The 16318-nt window shown below is 67.1% G+C and carries 12 protein-coding genes; 3 read left to right on the plus strand and 9 right to left on the minus strand.

Annotated elements, in window-relative coordinates:
* Positions 1-78: 78 nt before the first annotated feature.
* A complete protein-coding gene (locus ACY34H_RS18800) occupies positions 79-3231 on the minus strand; it encodes a CHASE domain-containing protein (protein WP_464978984.1) in 3153 nt (1050 codons plus the stop codon).
* 97 nt (positions 3232-3328) lie between these two features.
* Here ACY34H_RS18800 and ACY34H_RS18805 point away from each other — a divergent pair, with 97 nt between their 5' ends.
* Positions 3329-4072, plus strand: a complete 744-nt coding sequence (locus tag ACY34H_RS18805; protein WP_464978985.1) for an MOSC domain-containing protein — start codon at positions 3329-3331, stop codon at positions 4070-4072.
* Positions 4073-4191: 119 nt separating this feature from the next.
* Entirely contained in the window at positions 4192-4389 is a 198-nt protein-coding gene (locus tag ACY34H_RS18810; RefSeq protein ID WP_464978986.1) for a hypothetical protein, read from the plus strand.
* 69 nt (positions 4390-4458) lie between these two features.
* Here ACY34H_RS18810 and xth read toward each other — a convergent pair whose 3' ends face one another.
* The gene (gene xth, locus ACY34H_RS18815) at positions 4459-5274 is read right to left on the minus strand and encodes an exodeoxyribonuclease III (RefSeq protein ID WP_464978987.1); all 816 of its coding nucleotides are present in this window, start codon (positions 5272-5274) and stop codon (positions 4459-4461) included.
* A 143-nt stretch (positions 5275-5417) separates the two neighbouring features.
* On the opposite strand from xth, the gene ACY34H_RS18820 reads away from it, so the two are divergent.
* Positions 5418-7454 (plus strand): prolyl oligopeptidase family serine peptidase, encoded by a 2037-nt coding sequence (locus ACY34H_RS18820; protein ID WP_464978988.1) that lies wholly within the window; start codon positions 5418-5420, stop codon positions 7452-7454.
* Between the two features lie 160 nt (positions 7455-7614).
* On the opposite strand, the gene ACY34H_RS18825 is transcribed toward ACY34H_RS18820, so the two are convergent.
* From ACY34H_RS18825 to ACY34H_RS18855, 7 genes are all read right to left on the minus strand, one after another.
* Positions 7615-7989 carry a hypothetical protein gene (locus tag ACY34H_RS18825; protein WP_464978989.1) on the minus strand — a complete coding sequence of 125 codons (375 nt, stop codon included), beginning with the start codon at positions 7987-7989 and terminating at the stop codon, positions 7615-7617.
* A gap of 61 nt (positions 7990-8050) precedes the next feature.
* On the minus strand, positions 8051-11146 hold the full coding sequence (locus ACY34H_RS18830; protein WP_464978990.1) for an efflux RND transporter permease subunit: 3096 nt from the start codon (positions 11144-11146) through the stop codon (positions 8051-8053).
* Positions 11147-11150: 4 nt separating this feature from the next.
* The gene (locus ACY34H_RS18835) at positions 11151-12266 is read right to left on the minus strand and encodes an efflux RND transporter periplasmic adaptor subunit (RefSeq protein ID WP_464978991.1); all 1116 of its coding nucleotides are present in this window, start codon (positions 12264-12266) and stop codon (positions 11151-11153) included.
* The gene (locus tag ACY34H_RS18840) at positions 12263-12820 is read right to left on the minus strand and encodes a hypothetical protein (protein WP_464978992.1); all 558 of its coding nucleotides are present in this window, start codon (positions 12818-12820) and stop codon (positions 12263-12265) included. The genes ACY34H_RS18835 and ACY34H_RS18840 overlap by 4 nt, the downstream gene beginning before the upstream one ends.
* Positions 12817-14046: a TolC family protein gene (locus ACY34H_RS18845; protein WP_464978993.1), complete on the minus strand. Its 1230-nt coding sequence runs from the start codon at positions 14044-14046 to the stop codon at positions 12817-12819. The genes ACY34H_RS18840 and ACY34H_RS18845 overlap by 4 nt, the downstream gene beginning before the upstream one ends.
* Positions 14047-14139: 93 nt before the next feature.
* Positions 14140-14493 (minus strand): hypothetical protein, encoded by a 354-nt coding sequence (locus ACY34H_RS18850; protein ID WP_464978994.1) that lies wholly within the window; start codon positions 14491-14493, stop codon positions 14140-14142.
* A gap of 181 nt (positions 14494-14674) precedes the next feature.
* Entirely contained in the window at positions 14675-16276 is a 1602-nt protein-coding gene (locus ACY34H_RS18855) for an alkaline phosphatase D family protein (RefSeq protein WP_464978995.1), read from the minus strand.
* Positions 16277-16318: the final 42 nt, after the last annotated feature.

The following is a 16318-nucleotide window of genomic DNA, read 5'->3' on the forward strand; positions in this document are numbered from 1 at the left end:
GTGGGAGCCACGCTATTATCGCCGATGCTCGGCGGCAATAGAGATTCCATTCTCATTCTTGCGGGACTATGCGTCGCTTCAGCCCGGCTGGTCGCCCAGTTCGCGCAGCAGCGGCTCCAGCTCCTCGTCGATAAAGCGCTGCAGCCGGTCCAGCATCGGCCCCATGTGGGCGACGATGCGCGCCGCGCCGGCCGGGTCGTCCTGCGGCTTCAGCCGTTCCAGCGCGATGCACAGTTCGGCAAAGGCAAGCGCCCCGACAGCGCGAGCGGAAGACTTGATCCGGTGGCCCAGTTCGGCCAGCCGCTTCAGGTCGCGCGCCGCCAGCGCCGCCTCGATCTCGACCAGGCCGTCGCGCCCGGACGACAGGAACATCACCGCGTACTTGCGCATCTTGTCGGGCCGGTTGCCGAAGGTCTGGCCCAGCACGCTCAAGTCGAACAGCGCCGGTTCCGGCGGCACGAAGGCCGGCACCAGGTCCGTGGCGCGGCGCGCCGGCGTGGCGGCGGAAGCACTGGCAGAAGCGTTCGAGGAAGCGCTGGAAGAAACGGCGCCGCCTGCCGGCCCATTGACCGCCGCGCCGCTGGCCGCCGACACGGTACGCACCTGCGCCGTGCGGCCATCCGCCACGCGCTGGCTCAGCCACTTCGACAGCGTGGCCAGCAGCAGGTTCGGCACGACCGGCTTGGTCAGGAAATCGTCCATGCCCGCTTCCTGGCAACGCGCCTGGTCCTCGCGGCCGGCGTTGGCCGTCATCGCGATCACCGGCAGGCCGGACAAGGTCGCATGGCTCCTGATCCTGCGGGTCGCCTCGTAGCCATCCATGACCGGCATCTGCACGTCCATCAGCACGCAGTCGAAATGGCCCTTCTGCAGCAGGTCGATGGCTTCCTGGCCGTTGTTGGCGATCACCACCGTGGCGCCGGCGCCCTCGATCAGTTCCTGGCCCACCTGCTGGCTGAACACATTGTCCTCGACCAGCAGGATGGCGGCCCCGCGCAGCGGCGCCAGCAGTTCCTCGCGCAGCGCCGTGTCGCTGGCGGCCGACGCCAGCTGCACGCCCTTCTCCAGCCGGGCGGTAAACCAGAACGTGCTGCCCTGCCCCGGCGTGCTTTCCACGCCCACGCTGCCCCCCATCAGTTCGGCGAGCTGCTGGCTGATCACCAGTCCCAGCCCGGTGCCGCCATACCTGCGCGTGGTGGACGTGTCGGCCTGGTGGAACGACTGGAACAGGCCGGCCACCTGGGCCGGCGTCATGCCGATGCCGTGGTCCTGCACCTCGAAGCGCACCGTTACCCGGTTGTCGCGCTCCTCGACCACGCGGGCGCGCAGGTAGATGCGGCCCTGTTCGGAAAACTTGATCGCATTGCTGGTGAAGTTGAGCAGTACCTGCTCCAGCCGCAGCGGGTCGCCGCGCAGCTGCGCCGGCACGTCGGGCCAGGTTTCAAACACCAGTTCCAGGCCACGCCGCGCCGCTGCCTCGCCCAGTAGCGTCGACACGTTGCCGAACAGCGCATCGAGCGGGAAATCGAGCATCTCGAGATCGAGCTTGCCGGCCTCGATCTTCGAGAAGTCGAGGATGTTGTTGATGATGCCCAGCAGGTGCTGGCCCGAATGGTAGATCTTCTGCAGGTAGTCGCGCTGCTTCGGGTCGGCCACGGATTTCAGCGCCAGGTGCGCCATGCCGATCACGCTGTTCATCGGCGTGCGGATCTCATGGCTCATATTGGACAGGAAGTCGCTTTTCGCGCGGCTGGCGGCCTGCGCCGCCTCCTTCAGCTCATGCAGCTCGGTCACGTCGGTGGACAATGCGATCACGGCCGGCCCGCGTTCCAGTTCGACGGCCGCCTTCACCGTCCACAGGTGCCGCGTATTGCCCTGTGCATCGACGAACTGCCCCTCGCTGCTGCGCTTGATGCCATCGGCCAGCACTTGCCGGTCTTCCAGCCAGTCGCGCGTGGCGGCGCGGTTGGGCAACAGCTCGCGGTCCATCCGGCCGACGATCTGCTCGACCGGGCGGCCCATCACCTGCGCCATGCGCGCGTTGACATAGATGAAGCGCCGCTCGCCATCCTTCATGTAGACATGCGCGTCCACGTTGTCGAGCACGCTGTCGAGCAGGCGGCGCTGTTCCTGCGCGTTGCGGCGCTGCGACGTCAGCATGAAGACGTAGCTGTACAACAGCATGGTGCCGGCAAACCCGGTGACCAGCGCGGCCAGCGGCAGATGGCGGTCGAAGCCGCTGATCATGTCGGCCTTGCGCGTGTAGAAACGGGCCTTCCACAGCGCGCCATTGAAATCGATCGGCAGTATGGCCACGAAGTAATCGTCGACCTCGCCCGGCAGGGTGCCCGGCGCATCCAGCGACCCCGTGTCGTTGTACAGCAGGCGGTCGTCGCTTTCGATCTGCAGGCGGCGCTGCTCCGCAGGGGTATTGCCGTCGGAGTACAGGACCAGGCGCACCTTGCGGTCCGCCAGCTCGTCGATCGCGCCCTGCACCAGCGCCGACACGGAAAAGCCGATGCCCACGGAACCCAGGTAGGCGGCCCGGCGGCTCGCCACGTCGTCGAGCGGCATGGCGCGCCGGTACACCGGCAGGCGCATGCCCAGGCCGATGTGCGGCACCGGCCCCTGCACCTTGACCGGCTGGCCCGATGCGCTGATCTGGCCGGTATCGCGCGACAGGTCCATGGCCCGCGCGATGGCCGGATGGGCGGTGATGTCGACACCCATTTTTTCCCGCAGCGGCGGTTCCAGCCACGCCAGCGGCGCGTAGCGGTCGCGCTGCCCCGGCGGGCGGATGTCGAAGCCGGGGTAGCCGGCCGGATCCACGCTGCGGTCGGCGCGCACGGTGGCCACGAATGCCGCGCGTTCGTCGGCACGCACGTCGGGCGCGAAATTGATCGTCTCGATCGCCGGGAAATAACGCTTCACGTCGAGGCTCTCCACGTATTGCCGGAATTGCAGGCGCGACAAGCCGTCGGAGGTGTTGAACAGCGCCACCAGCCCGCGCAGCACGTCCGAATATGCCTTGACGCTGGCGCTGATGCTGTACTGCGTGGCGCGCGCCGCGTTATCGAAGCGCACGCGCGCATTGTCCTGCACGGACTTGGCCGTGGCCGCATACAGCGTGAGCCCTACCGCGGCCGCCAGCAACAGCCCGATGCCCCCCTGCAGGGCCCGGGACGCCGCGGATGCCTTCCAGAATTCGCCGGTTTTGCGCATGAGTTTCATTAAGTACTTCTTGCAATACAGCAGCATACCTTGAAAGACCGTTCCAGTCATCGATGCGCTACACTCGACCGGATTCACCCAGCCTCCCGTCGCCATCTTGCACACCCCGCCCTCCCCGCCCACGCCGCCATTGCCGACGGGCCTGTCCGACGCACGAGTTGCCGCGATCGGGCAGGTGCAGGCCATCGCGCTGCAAGCTGGCTGGCGCGAGGCATCGCATGCCACGTCCAGCGCGGTCGCGATCGCCGGCAGCGGCCTGGCGGGCGACGTGCACGCGGATCACCTGTCGCCGCGCCAGGTATTGCTGGCGGGCGCCCCGGCCTATGCGCGGCACCACCTGCCGGCCCGCACGCTGCGCGAGAACCTGCTGCTCGATATCGATACCGCGGGCCTTGCGTCCGGCATGTTGCTGCGCGTGGGCCCGCAGGCCGTGCTGCGGCTCACGTTTGCCTGCGAAGCCTGCGGCTATCTCGATGCCCGCCAGCCGGGCGTGGCGGCCGCCATCGGCCGCGCCCGCGGCATGCTGGCGCGCGTGGTCCGCGGTGGCACCATCGCTGCTGGCGACCCGGTGGTTGTGCTGCCCCGGCGGCTACCCGCATGGGATGACGACTGGCGTGCCCGCGTGGCCGCGATCCTGGCGCAGGTACCGCCGGGCATGGTGGTGGAATACCGCCAGCTGGCACGGCTGGCCGGCGTGCAGCCGGTGTATTGCCGCACCTTCCCGCGCCTCGCGCGCAGCCTCGGCTTCGGCCACGCGGCCGTGGCGATGGCTGACCGGCCGGGCCTGCCGCGCTGGCAGGGTAACGAACTGTTCGAGGATGCTGGCAGCGCCCTCGGGTAACCCGGTTCCCGACTCGTTGCCGGGTCCCATAAGTCCGGCGACTTCCGGGGGCTACGGTAAAATCGGGCATGGTGCGATTCGCGCCATGTCACCGATCATGCAATGGAAGAGGTAATGGTATGGCCAAGAAAGAGGAACTGGACGAAGAAACGCTGGCGTTCATCCAGTGGTGTATCGAAGTGGAAGGATTCCTGGTGGCGGGCGGCGCCACCGTCCAGCAGGCGCAAGACCATATCGAGGAGCAGGTCGAGTGGTTCACCGATCAGTTCTACGACGGGCTGACGCCCGAGGAGGCCGCCAAGGAGGCGCTGGCCTGACGTGCGATTGCCGGGCCCGCGCCAACCCGGGACCGAGACCGGGACCGGTGCGGGAATCGTCCATCGCCCTCAGGGTACTTCCTTCGCCTTCACCTTCGCTTTCGGAATCTTCTTCGGATCCAGCTCGATCCACGTCGGCGCGTGGTCGCTGGGCTTTTCCCGCCCGCGCACGTCGCGGTCGACACCGGCGGCTTTCAATGCCGGCGCCAGCGAAGGGCTCAGCAGCAGGTGGTCGATCCGGATGCCGGCATCGCGGCCGAACGCATTGCGGAAGTAATCCCAGAACGTGTAGATCTTCTCGCCCGGGTAAAGCGTGCGCAGCGAATCGGTCCAGCCCTGCGCCATCAGCCGTTCGAACGCTTCACGTGTTTCGGGCCGGAACAGCGCATCGTCGAGCCAGCGCTCCGGCTTGTACACGTCGAGGTCGGTCGGGATCACGTTGTAGTCGCCGGCCATCACCACCGGCGCGCCGGTCGCCAGCAACTGCTCGCCGCGCAGGATCAGGCGCTCCATCCAGCTTAGCTTGTAGTCGAACTTGGGGCCGGGGGCCGGGTTGCCGTTCGGCAGATACAGGCCGGCAATCACGACATCGTTGACCACCGCCTCGATATAGCGGCTCTGCTCGTCCGAAGGGTCGCCCGCCAGGCCGCGTCCCACCTCCACCGGCTGGGTGCCGCGCGCCAGGATGGCCACGCCGTTCCAGCTTTTCTGGCCGTGCCAGATCACGCCATAGCCGGCCGCCTCGATGGCCGCGACTGGAAATTTTTCCTGCGGCGCCTTCAGCTCCTGCAGGCAGGCCACGTCCGGCTGCTTTTCTTCCAGCCATTGCAGCAGTGCCGGCAGGCGGGCACCGATGCCGTTGATGTTGAAGGTGGCGATGCGCATGGACACTCCGTAAAACGATTTTGAGGAGTTGCGATTGTGACAGTACGGCGCGACATTTGCCACACCCCTGCAGTACCCCAGGGCGCGGCGGCCATCGTGTAGAGTACGCCTTCCCGTAACCCCTTCCGCAGACAGGAGCCAGCATGAGTTCGCCCCACCCAGACATCCCCGAAGATCCGCACCAATGGCTGGAAGACGTCGGCGGCGAGCGGCAACTGACCTGGGTCCGGCAGCAGAACGACGTGGCGCTGGGCGAACTGGAGGCGCGGCCCCACTATCCCGCCCTTCACGAGCGGCTGAAAACCATCTTCAATTCGCACGAGCGCATCCCGTTCGTGCGCCAGCATGGACAGTTCCTGTACAACTTCTGGCGCGATGCCCAGCACGTGCGCGGCATCTGGCGCCGCACCACGCTGGACCAGTACCGGCTGCCTGAGCCGCAATGGGAAACCGTGCTGGACCTCGACAGGCTGGCCGCCGACGAGAACGAGAACTGGGTGTGGAGCGGCGTGTCGTCGCTGTACCCGCAAGGCGAGCGCTTCCTGCTGTCGCTGTCGCGCGGCGGCGGCGATGCGGTGGTGGTGCGCGAATGGGACATGCCGTCGCGCAGCTTCGTCGCCGATGGCTTCAACCTGCCGGAAGCCAAGACGGACATCGCGTGGATCGACGCCGACACGCTGTTCGTGGCCACCGATTTCGGCCCCGGCTCGATGACGTCCTCCGGCTATGCCCGCATCGTCAAGGAGTGGCGGCGCGGCACGCCGCTGGCCGCGGCACGCACCGTATACGAAGCGCTGCCGGACGACCTGGGCGTGGGTGCCTGGCGCGACTTCACGCCCGGCCATGCATTCCAGTTCGTGATGCGCCAGATCGGTTTCTACAGCAGCGAATTGTTCCTGCGCGAAGGCGACCGGCTGACCAGGGTCGCCAAGCCGGACGATGCCAGCGCCTACACGGTGCGCGACCAGCTGATCGTCGAACTGCGCTCGGAGTGGACCGTGGACGGCCAGTCCTATCCGCAGGGCGCGCTGCTGGCCACCGACTTCCGCCGCTTCATGGCGGGCGAACGCCGCTTCGACGTGCTGTTTGTGCCGACGCCGGAGACCTCGCTCGATGGCGTGTCGGCGACCCGCTCGGCCCTGCTGCTGAACGTGCTCGACAACGTGAAGAACCGCCTCGTCGAACTGCGCCACGCGGATGGCCGCTGGCAGCGGCGCGAAGTCGATGCGCCCGCCTTCGGCACACTGGAGGTGGCGCCGCTCGATGCGATCGCCTCCGACGACTACTTCCTGACCGTCACCGATTTCCTGACGCCGACCACGATGTACCTGGCCCATGCCGGCAGCGACGCCCGCACGGCACTGAAATCGCTGCCTGGCTTCTTCGACGCCAGCCCTTACGAGGTGCGGCAATTCCAGGCGCCGTCGAAAGACGGCACGCTGGTGCCCTACTTCGTTGTCCAGCGCAGGGATACGAAGGCCGATGGCGGCAATCCGACGGTGCTGTACGGCTACGGCGGCTTCGAGGTGTCGCTGAAACCGTTCTACAGCGGCGTCACCGGCGAGGCCTGGCTGAAGCATGGCGGCGTGTACGTGCTGGCCAATATCCGCGGCGGCGGCGAGTTCGGCCCGCGCTGGCACCAGGCGGCGCTGAAGGAACACCGCCAGCGCGCCTTCGACGACTTCATCGCCGTCGCGCAAGACCTGATCAAGCGCAGGATCACCAGCCCGCGCCACCTCGGCATCATGGGCGGCAGCAATGGCGGCCTGCTGGTGGGCGCCGCGCTGACGCAGCGGCCGGACCTGTTCAATGCGGTGGTCTGCCAGGTGCCGCTGCTCGACATGCGCCGCTACAGCAAGCTGCTGGCCGGCGCCTCGTGGATGGGAGAGTACGGCGACCCGGACGATCCGGCACAGTGGCAATACATCGCCGAATACTCGCCGTACCACAACGTCTTCCCGGACAAGCACTACCCGCGCGTGCTGTTCACCACGTCGACCCGCGACGACCGCGTGCATCCCGGCCATGCCCGCAAGATGGTGGCGAAGATGCGCGAACAGGGGCACGACGTGCTGTACTGGGAAAACACCGAGGGCGGCCATGCCGGCGCCGCAAACAACGACCAGCAGGCGAAGATGTGGGCGCTGACGTATGCGTTCCTGCTGGAGCAGCTGAGGTAGCGTCAACGGCCGGGGTGCGGCGAGCCTCCATGCGATCCACCGCACTGCAGCTGGACAATGTCCCAAGTCTCCGAAGCACGCTGCTGGCCGCCGGCCTTCTCGATACGCCGTAGCGCTGGAAGGCCGTGCTGATGAGCCATGACCAGGGCGGATTGCCGGTTTACCTGATGGCGAAACGAACGCTGACGGCAGGCTTGTTCGGCAGCGTGACCCGCGTCATCACCTTGTTGCCGGCTTCGAGCTTTACGTCATCTTTCGCTACCAGCGTATTGCCCGGGCCGGCAGCCAGCGTCGTTTCGGATTTTTGCGTGCCCTTCAGGACCGTCAGCGTGCCGGTGGCTCCCGCGGTTGTCACGGCCTCGCCATGGTCGTCGACATGGATCGTGACCTTGCCTTCCTTGTTGACCAGCTCGAACGACAGGTCGCCCGCGCTCTTGACGATGCCGCCGTGCTTGGCCGGGCTTTCGTGGGCGATTGCCGGTGCGCCGGCCGCCATTGCCAGGCCCAGGGCCATCATTGCTGCGAATTTCTTCATTATCTGCTCCATTGCGTTAAGTGATGCGGCGGGCTTTGGGCCCCGCCGCCGGACCCTTGAATCAATAGTTTTCCTCGCCGCTGCGTGCCAGTACGGCTTCCATCGGCTTCCTGCCCACCAGCCAGAAGATCAGTGGCGTCAGCAGCGAATCGAGCAGCGTCGAGCTGACCAGGCCGCCGAAGATCACCACCGCTACCGGGTGCAGGATTTCCTTGCCCGGTGCGTCGGCGGCCAGCAACAGCGGCACCAGCGCGAACGCCGCGACAAGTGCCGTCATCAGCACGGGCGTCAGCCGCTCCAGGGAGCCGCGCACGATCATCGGCCACCCGAAGCTCTCGCCCTCGAATTTGCAAAGGTTGATGTAGTGGCTGATCTTCAGGATGCCGTTGCGGGTGGCGATACCGGCCAGCGTGATAAACCCGACCATCGACGCGACCGACAGCGATACCCCGGCCAGCCACATCGCCACGACGCTGCCGACCAGGGCGAAGGGGATATTGGCCATGATCACGGCTGCCAGCACGGCCGAACGATAGCGTGTGTACAGCACCAGGAAGATCAGCACCAGCGACGCAAGCGACAGGCCGACGATCAGGCGCTGTGCCGCCTCCTGGGCCTGGAACTGGCCTTCGATGCTGATGAAATAGCCTCCTGGCAGTGGCGTGGCCGCGACAGCGCTGCGCACGTCGCCGATGATGCGCGACATGCTGGAGCCGTCCGTGTTTGCATACACCACGATACGGCGCCGGCCGTTCTCCCGGCCGATCTGGTTCGGACCATCGCTTTCCTCGACCGTGGCGATCGATGACAGCGGCAGCCGGCCCGCCGGTGTGTCCAGCATCACGCCCGCCAGGCCCTGCGGCGTACGCTGCGCATCGCCGAGCCGCACCACCAGGTCATGGCGGCGCGCGCCATCGATCACCTGCGTCACCCTGATGCCCTCGGACATCGCTTCGATCGAAGCAAGTACCTGCCCCGCCGACAGGCCGGCCTGCGCCGCCTTGCGGTAGTCGACGCGGATATTGATCTGCGGGATCAGCACCTGGCGCTCCACCGACAGATCGACCAGCCCCGGCACGCCAGCCAGGCGCGTACGCAGCGTTTCGGCCAGGCCGCGCAGCGTGTCGATGTCGTCGCCATAGATCTTCAGCGCGATCTGCGCACGCACGCCCGACAGCAGGTGATCGAGCCGGTGCGAGATCGGCTGGCCGATCGCCACCGATGCCGGGATCACGGACAGTTGCGAGCGGATCGCCGCCATGACCTGTTCGCGCGAGCGCTCCGACGGTTTCAGGTCCATGTCGATCTCGGACGAGTGCACGCCCTCGGCATGCTCGTCCAGTTCGGCGCGGCCCGTGCGGCGGCCCACCTTGATCACTTCCGGCACCTGCCCGATCAGGGTCTCGGCCAGCGCGCCCATCCGGTTTGCTTCTGCCAGCGACGTGCCAGGCGTAAATGTCATGCCCATCACCAGCGATCCTTCGTTGAACGCGGGCAGGAATGCGCGGGGGAAGAAAGGCACCGTCGCCACTGCGCCGGCCACGGCGATCACGGCAATGGCCAGCACGCCCCGTGCGCGCGGCAGCGACCAGTGCAGCAGCCGCTCGTCATGCCGCTTGAGCCAGCGTACCAGCGGGCTGTCGCCATGCCGCAGGCGCTTCATGCGGGGCAGCAGGTACATCGCCAGCACCGGCGTAATCGTCATCGACACCAGCATCGACGCCATGATCGACGTGATGTAGGCGATGCCCAGCGGCGCGAACAGCCGGCCCTCGATACCGGGCAAGGCAAACAGCGGCACGAACACGAGCACGACGATTACCGTGGCGTAGACGATGGCGGAACGGACCTCGACCGAGGCGTGCCAGATCGTCTCCAGCACGGAGCTGCCCTCCTGCCGCTGCCGCAGGCGGCGCAGGATGTTCTCGACATCGACCACGGCATCGTCCACCAGCTCGCCGATCGCGATCGCCAGGCCGCCCAGCGTCATCACGTTGATCGACTGCCCCAGCAAGTGGAACGCCAGTGCGGTCACGGCCAGCGACAGCGGAATCGCCACCAGCGAAATGATGGTGCTGCGTGCACTCAGCAGGAAAGCGAACAGGATGACCGCGACGAGGATCGCGCCGTCGCGCAGTGCCTCGACCACGTTGCCGATCGAAGATTCAATGAAATCGGCTTGCCGGAACAGGATCTCGGGTGCCGAGAGCCCGGCGGGCAGGCCCTGGTGCAGCTCGGCCAGCGCAGTCTCGATCTGGCGCGTGAGCTGCACCGTGTCGCCGGCGGGCTGCTTCTGGACGCTGACGATCACGGCCGGCCGACCGTTCATGCCCGCGTCTCCCCGCTTGAACGCGGGCGCGTAGCGCACCTGCGCCACCTGCTCGAGCAGCACCGGCGTACCGTTGCGATAGGCCACCGGCAAGCCGCGTACATCGTCGAGACGCGTGGTGCGGCCCAGGTTGCGGATCAGGTATTCACGACTGTTCAGGTCGATAAAACCGCCGCTGGTGTTCGACGCGAATCCCTGCAGCGCACTGGTCAGCTGGCCCAGCGTGATGCCGTATTGCGCCATGCGGGCCGTGTCGGGCTCGATGCGCAACTGGCGCACCTCGCCACCGATCGGAATCACTTGCGAGACGCCGGGAATCGACAGCAGGCGTGGCCGCAGGACGAAATCGGCGTACTCGCGCGCCTTCATCGGATCGGCCCTGGCCAGGTCGATGGGCAGCGCGATCAGCATGATCTCGCCCATGATCGATGACACCGGCCCCATCACCGGATTCACGCCGGCAGGCAGTTGTTCGCGCACCAGCGACAGCCGTTCGGCGACGAGCTGGCGGTTGCGGTAAACGTCGGTATCCCAGTCGAATTCCGCGTAGACGATCGACAGGCCGACACCGGACACGGAACGCACGCGCGTCACGCCGGGCATGCCGTTCAGGCTTGTTTCCAGCGGGAACGACACCAGCTGCTCCACTTCCTCGGGTGCCATGCCGCCGGCTTCGGTCAGCACGGTGACGACCGGCTTGTTCAGGTCCGGGAACACGTCGATCGGCGTGCGCTGGGCCGTGATCGCGCCATACACCATCAGCAGGACGGCGGCAGCCAGGACCAGCAGCCGGTTGTTCAGGCTGAAACGGACGATTGCATTGAACATGGCGTTACCGGATCTGGTTGATCAGCGAGGCACCGGAAACCACCACGCGGTTTTCCGCGGAAAGGCCACGGGTGACGACGATCGTGTGCGCATCGAGCGGGCGCGCTTCCACGGGCTGCGCGATGAAACGCATCGCTCCCGACTTGATCCACACCACCGGTTCGTTCGCCGGATTGCGGACCAGGGCCTCGGCCGGCAGGACGATGCCCTTGACTGTCGTGTTCAGCTTGGCCAGCACCGATACCGGCTGGCCCACCGCCAGCGGCAACGCCTTGCCGGTGGCGCGGAAGCTGATCGGCACGGCGCCGTCACGCAGGCTGCGCCCGCCGCCGATCAGGGCCAGCCTGGCATCGGGGGCGGCCGGCAGCGTTGCCGAGGCGATGCGCGATGCGAGCGTAACGTCGGGCGTGCTCGCCTCGACCAGTGTGCGCGCCGGATCGATGACCTCGAACAGCACGTCGCGGGCGTCGACGATCTGCCCGGCCAGCACCTGGGCACTGGCGATGATGCCGTCCGCCGGTGAGACGATGGCTTCGCTGCCGCGCACCGTGCCCGCTACCGCCTTCGCCCGCCCGACGATGCTGGCCAGTTCGGCGCGCGCGGCGTCGATCTCCTTCGCGGGCACGGTGCCTTCCAGGGACTCGAGCCGGGCGACCCGGCGCTCGGCCAGCACACGCATCGCACGCAGGTCGGCCAGGGTCGCTTCCTGGTTGCCGCGCTCGACCGCGCTTGCCACCGGTGCCAGCCGGGCCAGCACCTGGCCTTTGCGAACGGCCTGGCCTGCGGCCGGCAAGCCTCGCGGTCCCGGCGCGATGCGGCCGGCGAACGGCGCCTGCACGCGGCCGCCCGCATTCGGGTCGATGGTCACGCGCCCGTTCAGCTCGACCGTCAGCGGATGCTCGCCTTCCACCACCTTGACGGTACGAATCGCCATGCGGCGCTGGGCCAGCTTGGGGACGTTCACGCTGCCGTCGGGCAGGCGGGCCAGGCCGCTGGCGGACGTCGTTGCCTGCCCGTCCAGGTGTTCGCCGTTCGGGCCATGGGCGCCGGGAGATGCATGGACATGGTGCATGCCGAGCAGTCCAACAACGAGTGCGACCGAGAAGTGACGGAAGTTCATGCCCGCGCCTCCTTCGCGGCACGGCGCCTGGCGCGCACCATCAGCGCAGCCGGAATGGCGATCGCCGGCAAGGCACCGAGCCACCACCAGCGGCGCGCATGTCCGTGGCCGTGCTCATGGGCCGCGGCGACCGGCACTTCCAGCGTTCCTTCCAGCAGATCGCTCTCGCCATCGGCCGTGAACGTGAACAGCAGCGCATGCTTGCCGGGTACCGACAGCGCCTGCAGGAATTTCTCGTCGTCGATCGCATAGTCGCCGAGATCGGCATGGAATGTCGCGCGCGCCTTAAGGTTCCTGTATTCCACCTCGAGCGTTCCGCCGAGGACAGGTTCGTTGGTTTCGTATCGATCGATCATCACCGACAGCTCGCCGCCCGACAGGTGGCCGACCAGCTCGAACAGCTCGGTGAACGTTTCGACGCGCGGCACGCTGCCCTGCGTTGTCGCCGCGGCAGGGCCATCGAGGTGTTCGCCATTCGGCCCGTGAGCACCGGGCGAGGCTTGTGCCGGCATGGCGACGGCCAGTGCGAGCAACAGGGGAATGAGGGTCTTCATGGGAGGATTCCGGAGGCTTGGTTCATTTGGGAGTGGGCGAGCGCCAGGGCGATGCGCTGCTGGCGGACGGCCACCTCGGCTTCGTGAGTGAGCGCGCGCGAACGCAGCAGGTCGGCCAGCGGCTTTTCGCCCTGGCGAAATGCGTGTTCGAACAGGGACGTATGCTCGCGCATTGCCGCGGCGCGGGCAGTGGCGGCGTCCAGTGCGGCACGCGCATTGGCAAGCTGGTCCTGCGCAAGCGCCAGGTCGGCGTCCACGATGGCCTGGGTTTGCACCAGCTCGGCGGAGGCTGTCGCCAGCTGCGTGCCTGCCAGTGCTTCGGCCGGCCGGTGACGCAGCTTGCCGGACAGCGGGATCTGCAGCGCGATGCCGATGCTGCGGTCGACGCCGGGCATATCGCCGTCGCGCTCGCGGCGCATCGACAGTGCGACAGTCGGCGCAGCCTGGCGGCTGGCCGATACCAGCTCGACGCTCGCCCGCGCGCGCGTCTCCGCAGCCTGCGCCGCCCGCAACCGTGCATGGCCCGTAGCGGACATTTCAACCGGCAGCGGTTCGGCTGCCACGTCAGGGAGGGAGGACGCGCCGGTCAGCAGGCGAAAGCGGGCCAGCGCTTCGCCAGCACGGCCGCGCGCCAATGCAAGATCGGTACTGGCCGCCAGCAATTCCTGCCTTGCCAGCAGGGCGTCGCTGCGGGCCAGATCGCCCGCCTTGACGCGGCGGTCGACATCGGCCGCCAGTTCTTCCAGATGGTGCAGATGGTCGCTCTTTTCGGCCAGCACTTCGCGGGCGGCCGCCGCTTCCCACAGCCGGGTGCGCACTTCACCGGCAATGGCGAGCCGGGCCTGGAGCAGCTGCGCATCGAGCTCTTCGGCGGCCCGTTCGGCCAGCTGGCGGCGCGCGCCGTGCTGGCCGGGCAGCACGATGGGGGCCGACAGGGACAGTTCCGTCTCGCGGGCATTGCGTCGATCGGTCCACCGGTCGGAGCGGTCCGATACCCCGAGGGTCGGGGCGGCGGCCAGCCATGACGCGGCGACGTCGCGTGCGGCTGCGGTTTCCTGCTGGCGGGCGCCGAGGGTATGCGCCAGCGGCGAGCGCTGCCAGGCGGCTTCGACCAGCGCATGCAACGTCGGCGTGGCCGGTTTTGCGGGCGCGGTCTGCGCGTTCGACAATGGCGGCAGCATGCAGGCAGCGGCCGCCAGATAAAGGGGCAAGCGTGAAATACGCATCGATGTTCCTTGGGTGAGTTAACTCATCGCCAAGGGAATGCGCACGGTGCGCGGTGACGCCGCGCTGGAAATGTGCAGTGTTCCCCCGGCGGCTCAGCCGAGGGATGCGGAAGGTGGTCGGTGTGGACAGTCCAGCAAGGGATCCGGCATCGGGGCCGGACCGTCCGGACGGACGATGGAAATCAGTTGCGTCGGCAGAACGGCCTGCGACGGCAGCAGGATGGTGGCTGGCTGCGGCGAGCAGGTGTGATCCTGCACGTGCGTGGCCGACTCGTCGGAGTTGTCGTAATGGATGGACCCGTCGTCGCCGTGGTGATGCTGGACGTGCTCATCGTGCTCGATCTCGTGCGCCAGCGTGGTTTCGCCGGCGAGCACGTGCTCCCACTGCAGCGCGAAGCTTTGCAGGGGCAGGCACAGCATCAGCAGGATAAGAAGCAGGTGGCGCACGGTGAAGGTCCTTGATTGCCGCCGATTATAGCAGCAGGAATGGCGGCTGCTACCGCGCCATTTCCAGCCATCGGGCGCGGCGCCTGTGCCGGACGACGGTAGCGGGCATTGACCCGATCACGAAGCCTGGCCGGGCTGCCGATGCAGCCCGGTGACTGGCCTGCCGTGCAGTCCGGGCTTCCTAGACTCCCGCCGGCGCGATCGTCTGCGCGAACTGCGATACCCCGTCGAGGTTGAACAGTTCGACCGTCATCGCCTTGCTCCGCGGGTCGATATTGACTTCGCCGAAGAACTGGTAGCCGGCAAACGGCGAGGAAGCCTGGATCGGCGGGGCTTTGGAGAAGACGACGGTCGGCCCGAAGGTCTTGTCGAGCACGCCGGGGCCGAAGCTGCCGGCGTTCATCGGGCCGGCAACGAATTCCCAGAACGGGGAAAAGTTGGTGAAGCTGGCATTGGCCGGGTCGTAGTAGTGCGCGGCGCAGTAGTGGACGTCGGTGGTGATCCAGACCACGTTGGGCACTGCCTTGATGCTGCTGAGCAGACGCGCCATCTCCAGCTCGCGGCCGAGCGGCCCGCCGTCGTTGCCGTTGGCCAGCGCTTCCCACAAGGCGCTACCCTGCCCGTCCCTGCCGTCGCCGACATTCAGGCCGAGCGGCATGTCGGCGGAAATGACTTTCCAGGTCGCGGTCGATGCTTTCAGTCCGGCGATCAGCCATTCCACCTGTTCGCTGCCCAGGAATGCCGACGCGGCGTCTTCCGCGGTCTGCAGGTTGGTGCTGTTCGGCCCGCGGTAGCTGCGCATGTCCACCACGAACACGTCGAGCAGCGGGCCGTGCGAGATGGTGCGGTAGATGCGCTGTGGTTCGGTCTGCTTGTAGTAGCGCATCGGCGCATATTCGAGGAAGGCGCGGCGGCCCCGCGCCGTCAGCGTGGCGATGCTTTTTTCGGTGTACCGCGTGTCGGCCGACAGATCCTTGGCGGCGCTGTAGTTGTTCGTCACTTCATGGTCGTCCCATTGCCAGACCTGCGGCACCTGGGCGGCGAACCGGCGGAAGTTCTCGTCCATCAGGTTGTAGGCATGACGGCCGCGGAATTCCTTCAGCGTCTCGGCGACCTTGCCGACTTCCTCCGTGACCAGGTTGCGCCATACCTGGCCGTTCTCCGCCGTTACCTGGGCCAGGATCGGGCCGTCGGCATACACCGTGTCGCCGTTGTGGACAAAGAAATCCGGGTCGCGCAGGCGCATCGCTTCGTAGATCTTCATGCCGCCGAAGTCGGTGTTGATGCCCCAGCCCTGGCCGCACTGGTCGCCGCTCCAGTGAAAACGCACGGGCCGGGCGGCATCGATGGCTGGCGTGGTCCTGAACTGGCCGGTCAGGGTTTCGCTTTCGATCCTTGCATTGTCGGGATCCACGTAGCGCACGCGCACGAAGACCGTTTGCCCGGCGGGCAGGCCGCCCAGGTCGACACGGGTCGTGAAGTCGGTGGCGTCGCTCGCATACGGGCCGGCGATGCGGCTGGCATTGGTGAAACGGTCGCTGGTGTCGTATTCGACGATCATCTGCGCATTGCGGTCGCTGCGGCTCCAGATGATTGCCCGGTTGTCGGTAATGTCGCCAAACTGTATGCCCGATGGCATCTTCGGCCGTTCCTTGTCGCTGACGCCGATGGCGGTGTGGCTGCCGCCGCAGCCTTCGAGCAGCAGGGAGCCGCCCAGTGCCGAACTGCCCAGCAGCAGGCCGCTTCGGGAAAGAAAACCGCGGCGCGAAAGAATTGAAGTCATGCTTGCTCCGATGATCTGAAAGCAGGCAAGTCTAAATTGTCG

The sequence above is a fragment of the Pseudoduganella sp. jia 9 genome, assembly GCF_055502615.1.

Coding starts and splice junctions, on each gene's coding strand:
- ACY34H_RS18810 (WP_464978986.1), top strand. CDS start 4,192: ATGGCCAAGAAAGAGGAACTGGACGAAGAAACGCTGGCGTTCATCCAG.
- ACY34H_RS18845 (WP_464978993.1), bottom strand. CDS start 14,046: ATGCGTATTTCACGCTTGCCCCTTTATCTGGCGGCCGCTGCCTGCATG.
- ACY34H_RS18825 (WP_464978989.1), bottom strand. CDS start 7,989: ATGAAGAAATTCGCAGCAATGATGGCCCTGGGCCTGGCAATGGCGGCC.
- ACY34H_RS18830 (WP_464978990.1), bottom strand. CDS start 11,146: ATGTTCAATGCAATCGTCCGTTTCAGCCTGAACAACCGGCTGCTGGTC.
- ACY34H_RS18835 (WP_464978991.1), bottom strand. CDS start 12,266: ATGAACTTCCGTCACTTCTCGGTCGCACTCGTTGTTGGACTGCTCGGC.
- ACY34H_RS18800 (WP_464978984.1), bottom strand. CDS start 3,231: ATGAAACTCATGCGCAAAACCGGCGAATTCTGGAAGGCATCCGCGGCG.
- ACY34H_RS18820 (WP_464978988.1), top strand. CDS start 5,418: ATGAGTTCGCCCCACCCAGACATCCCCGAAGATCCGCACCAATGGCTG.
- ACY34H_RS18840 (WP_464978992.1), bottom strand. CDS start 12,820: ATGAAGACCCTCATTCCCCTGTTGCTCGCACTGGCCGTCGCCATGCCG.
- ACY34H_RS18855 (WP_464978995.1), bottom strand. CDS start 16,276: ATGACTTCAATTCTTTCGCGCCGCGGTTTTCTTTCCCGAAGCGGCCTG.
- xth (WP_464978987.1), bottom strand. CDS start 5,274: ATGCGCATCGCCACCTTCAACATCAACGGCATCGGTGCCCGCCTGCCG.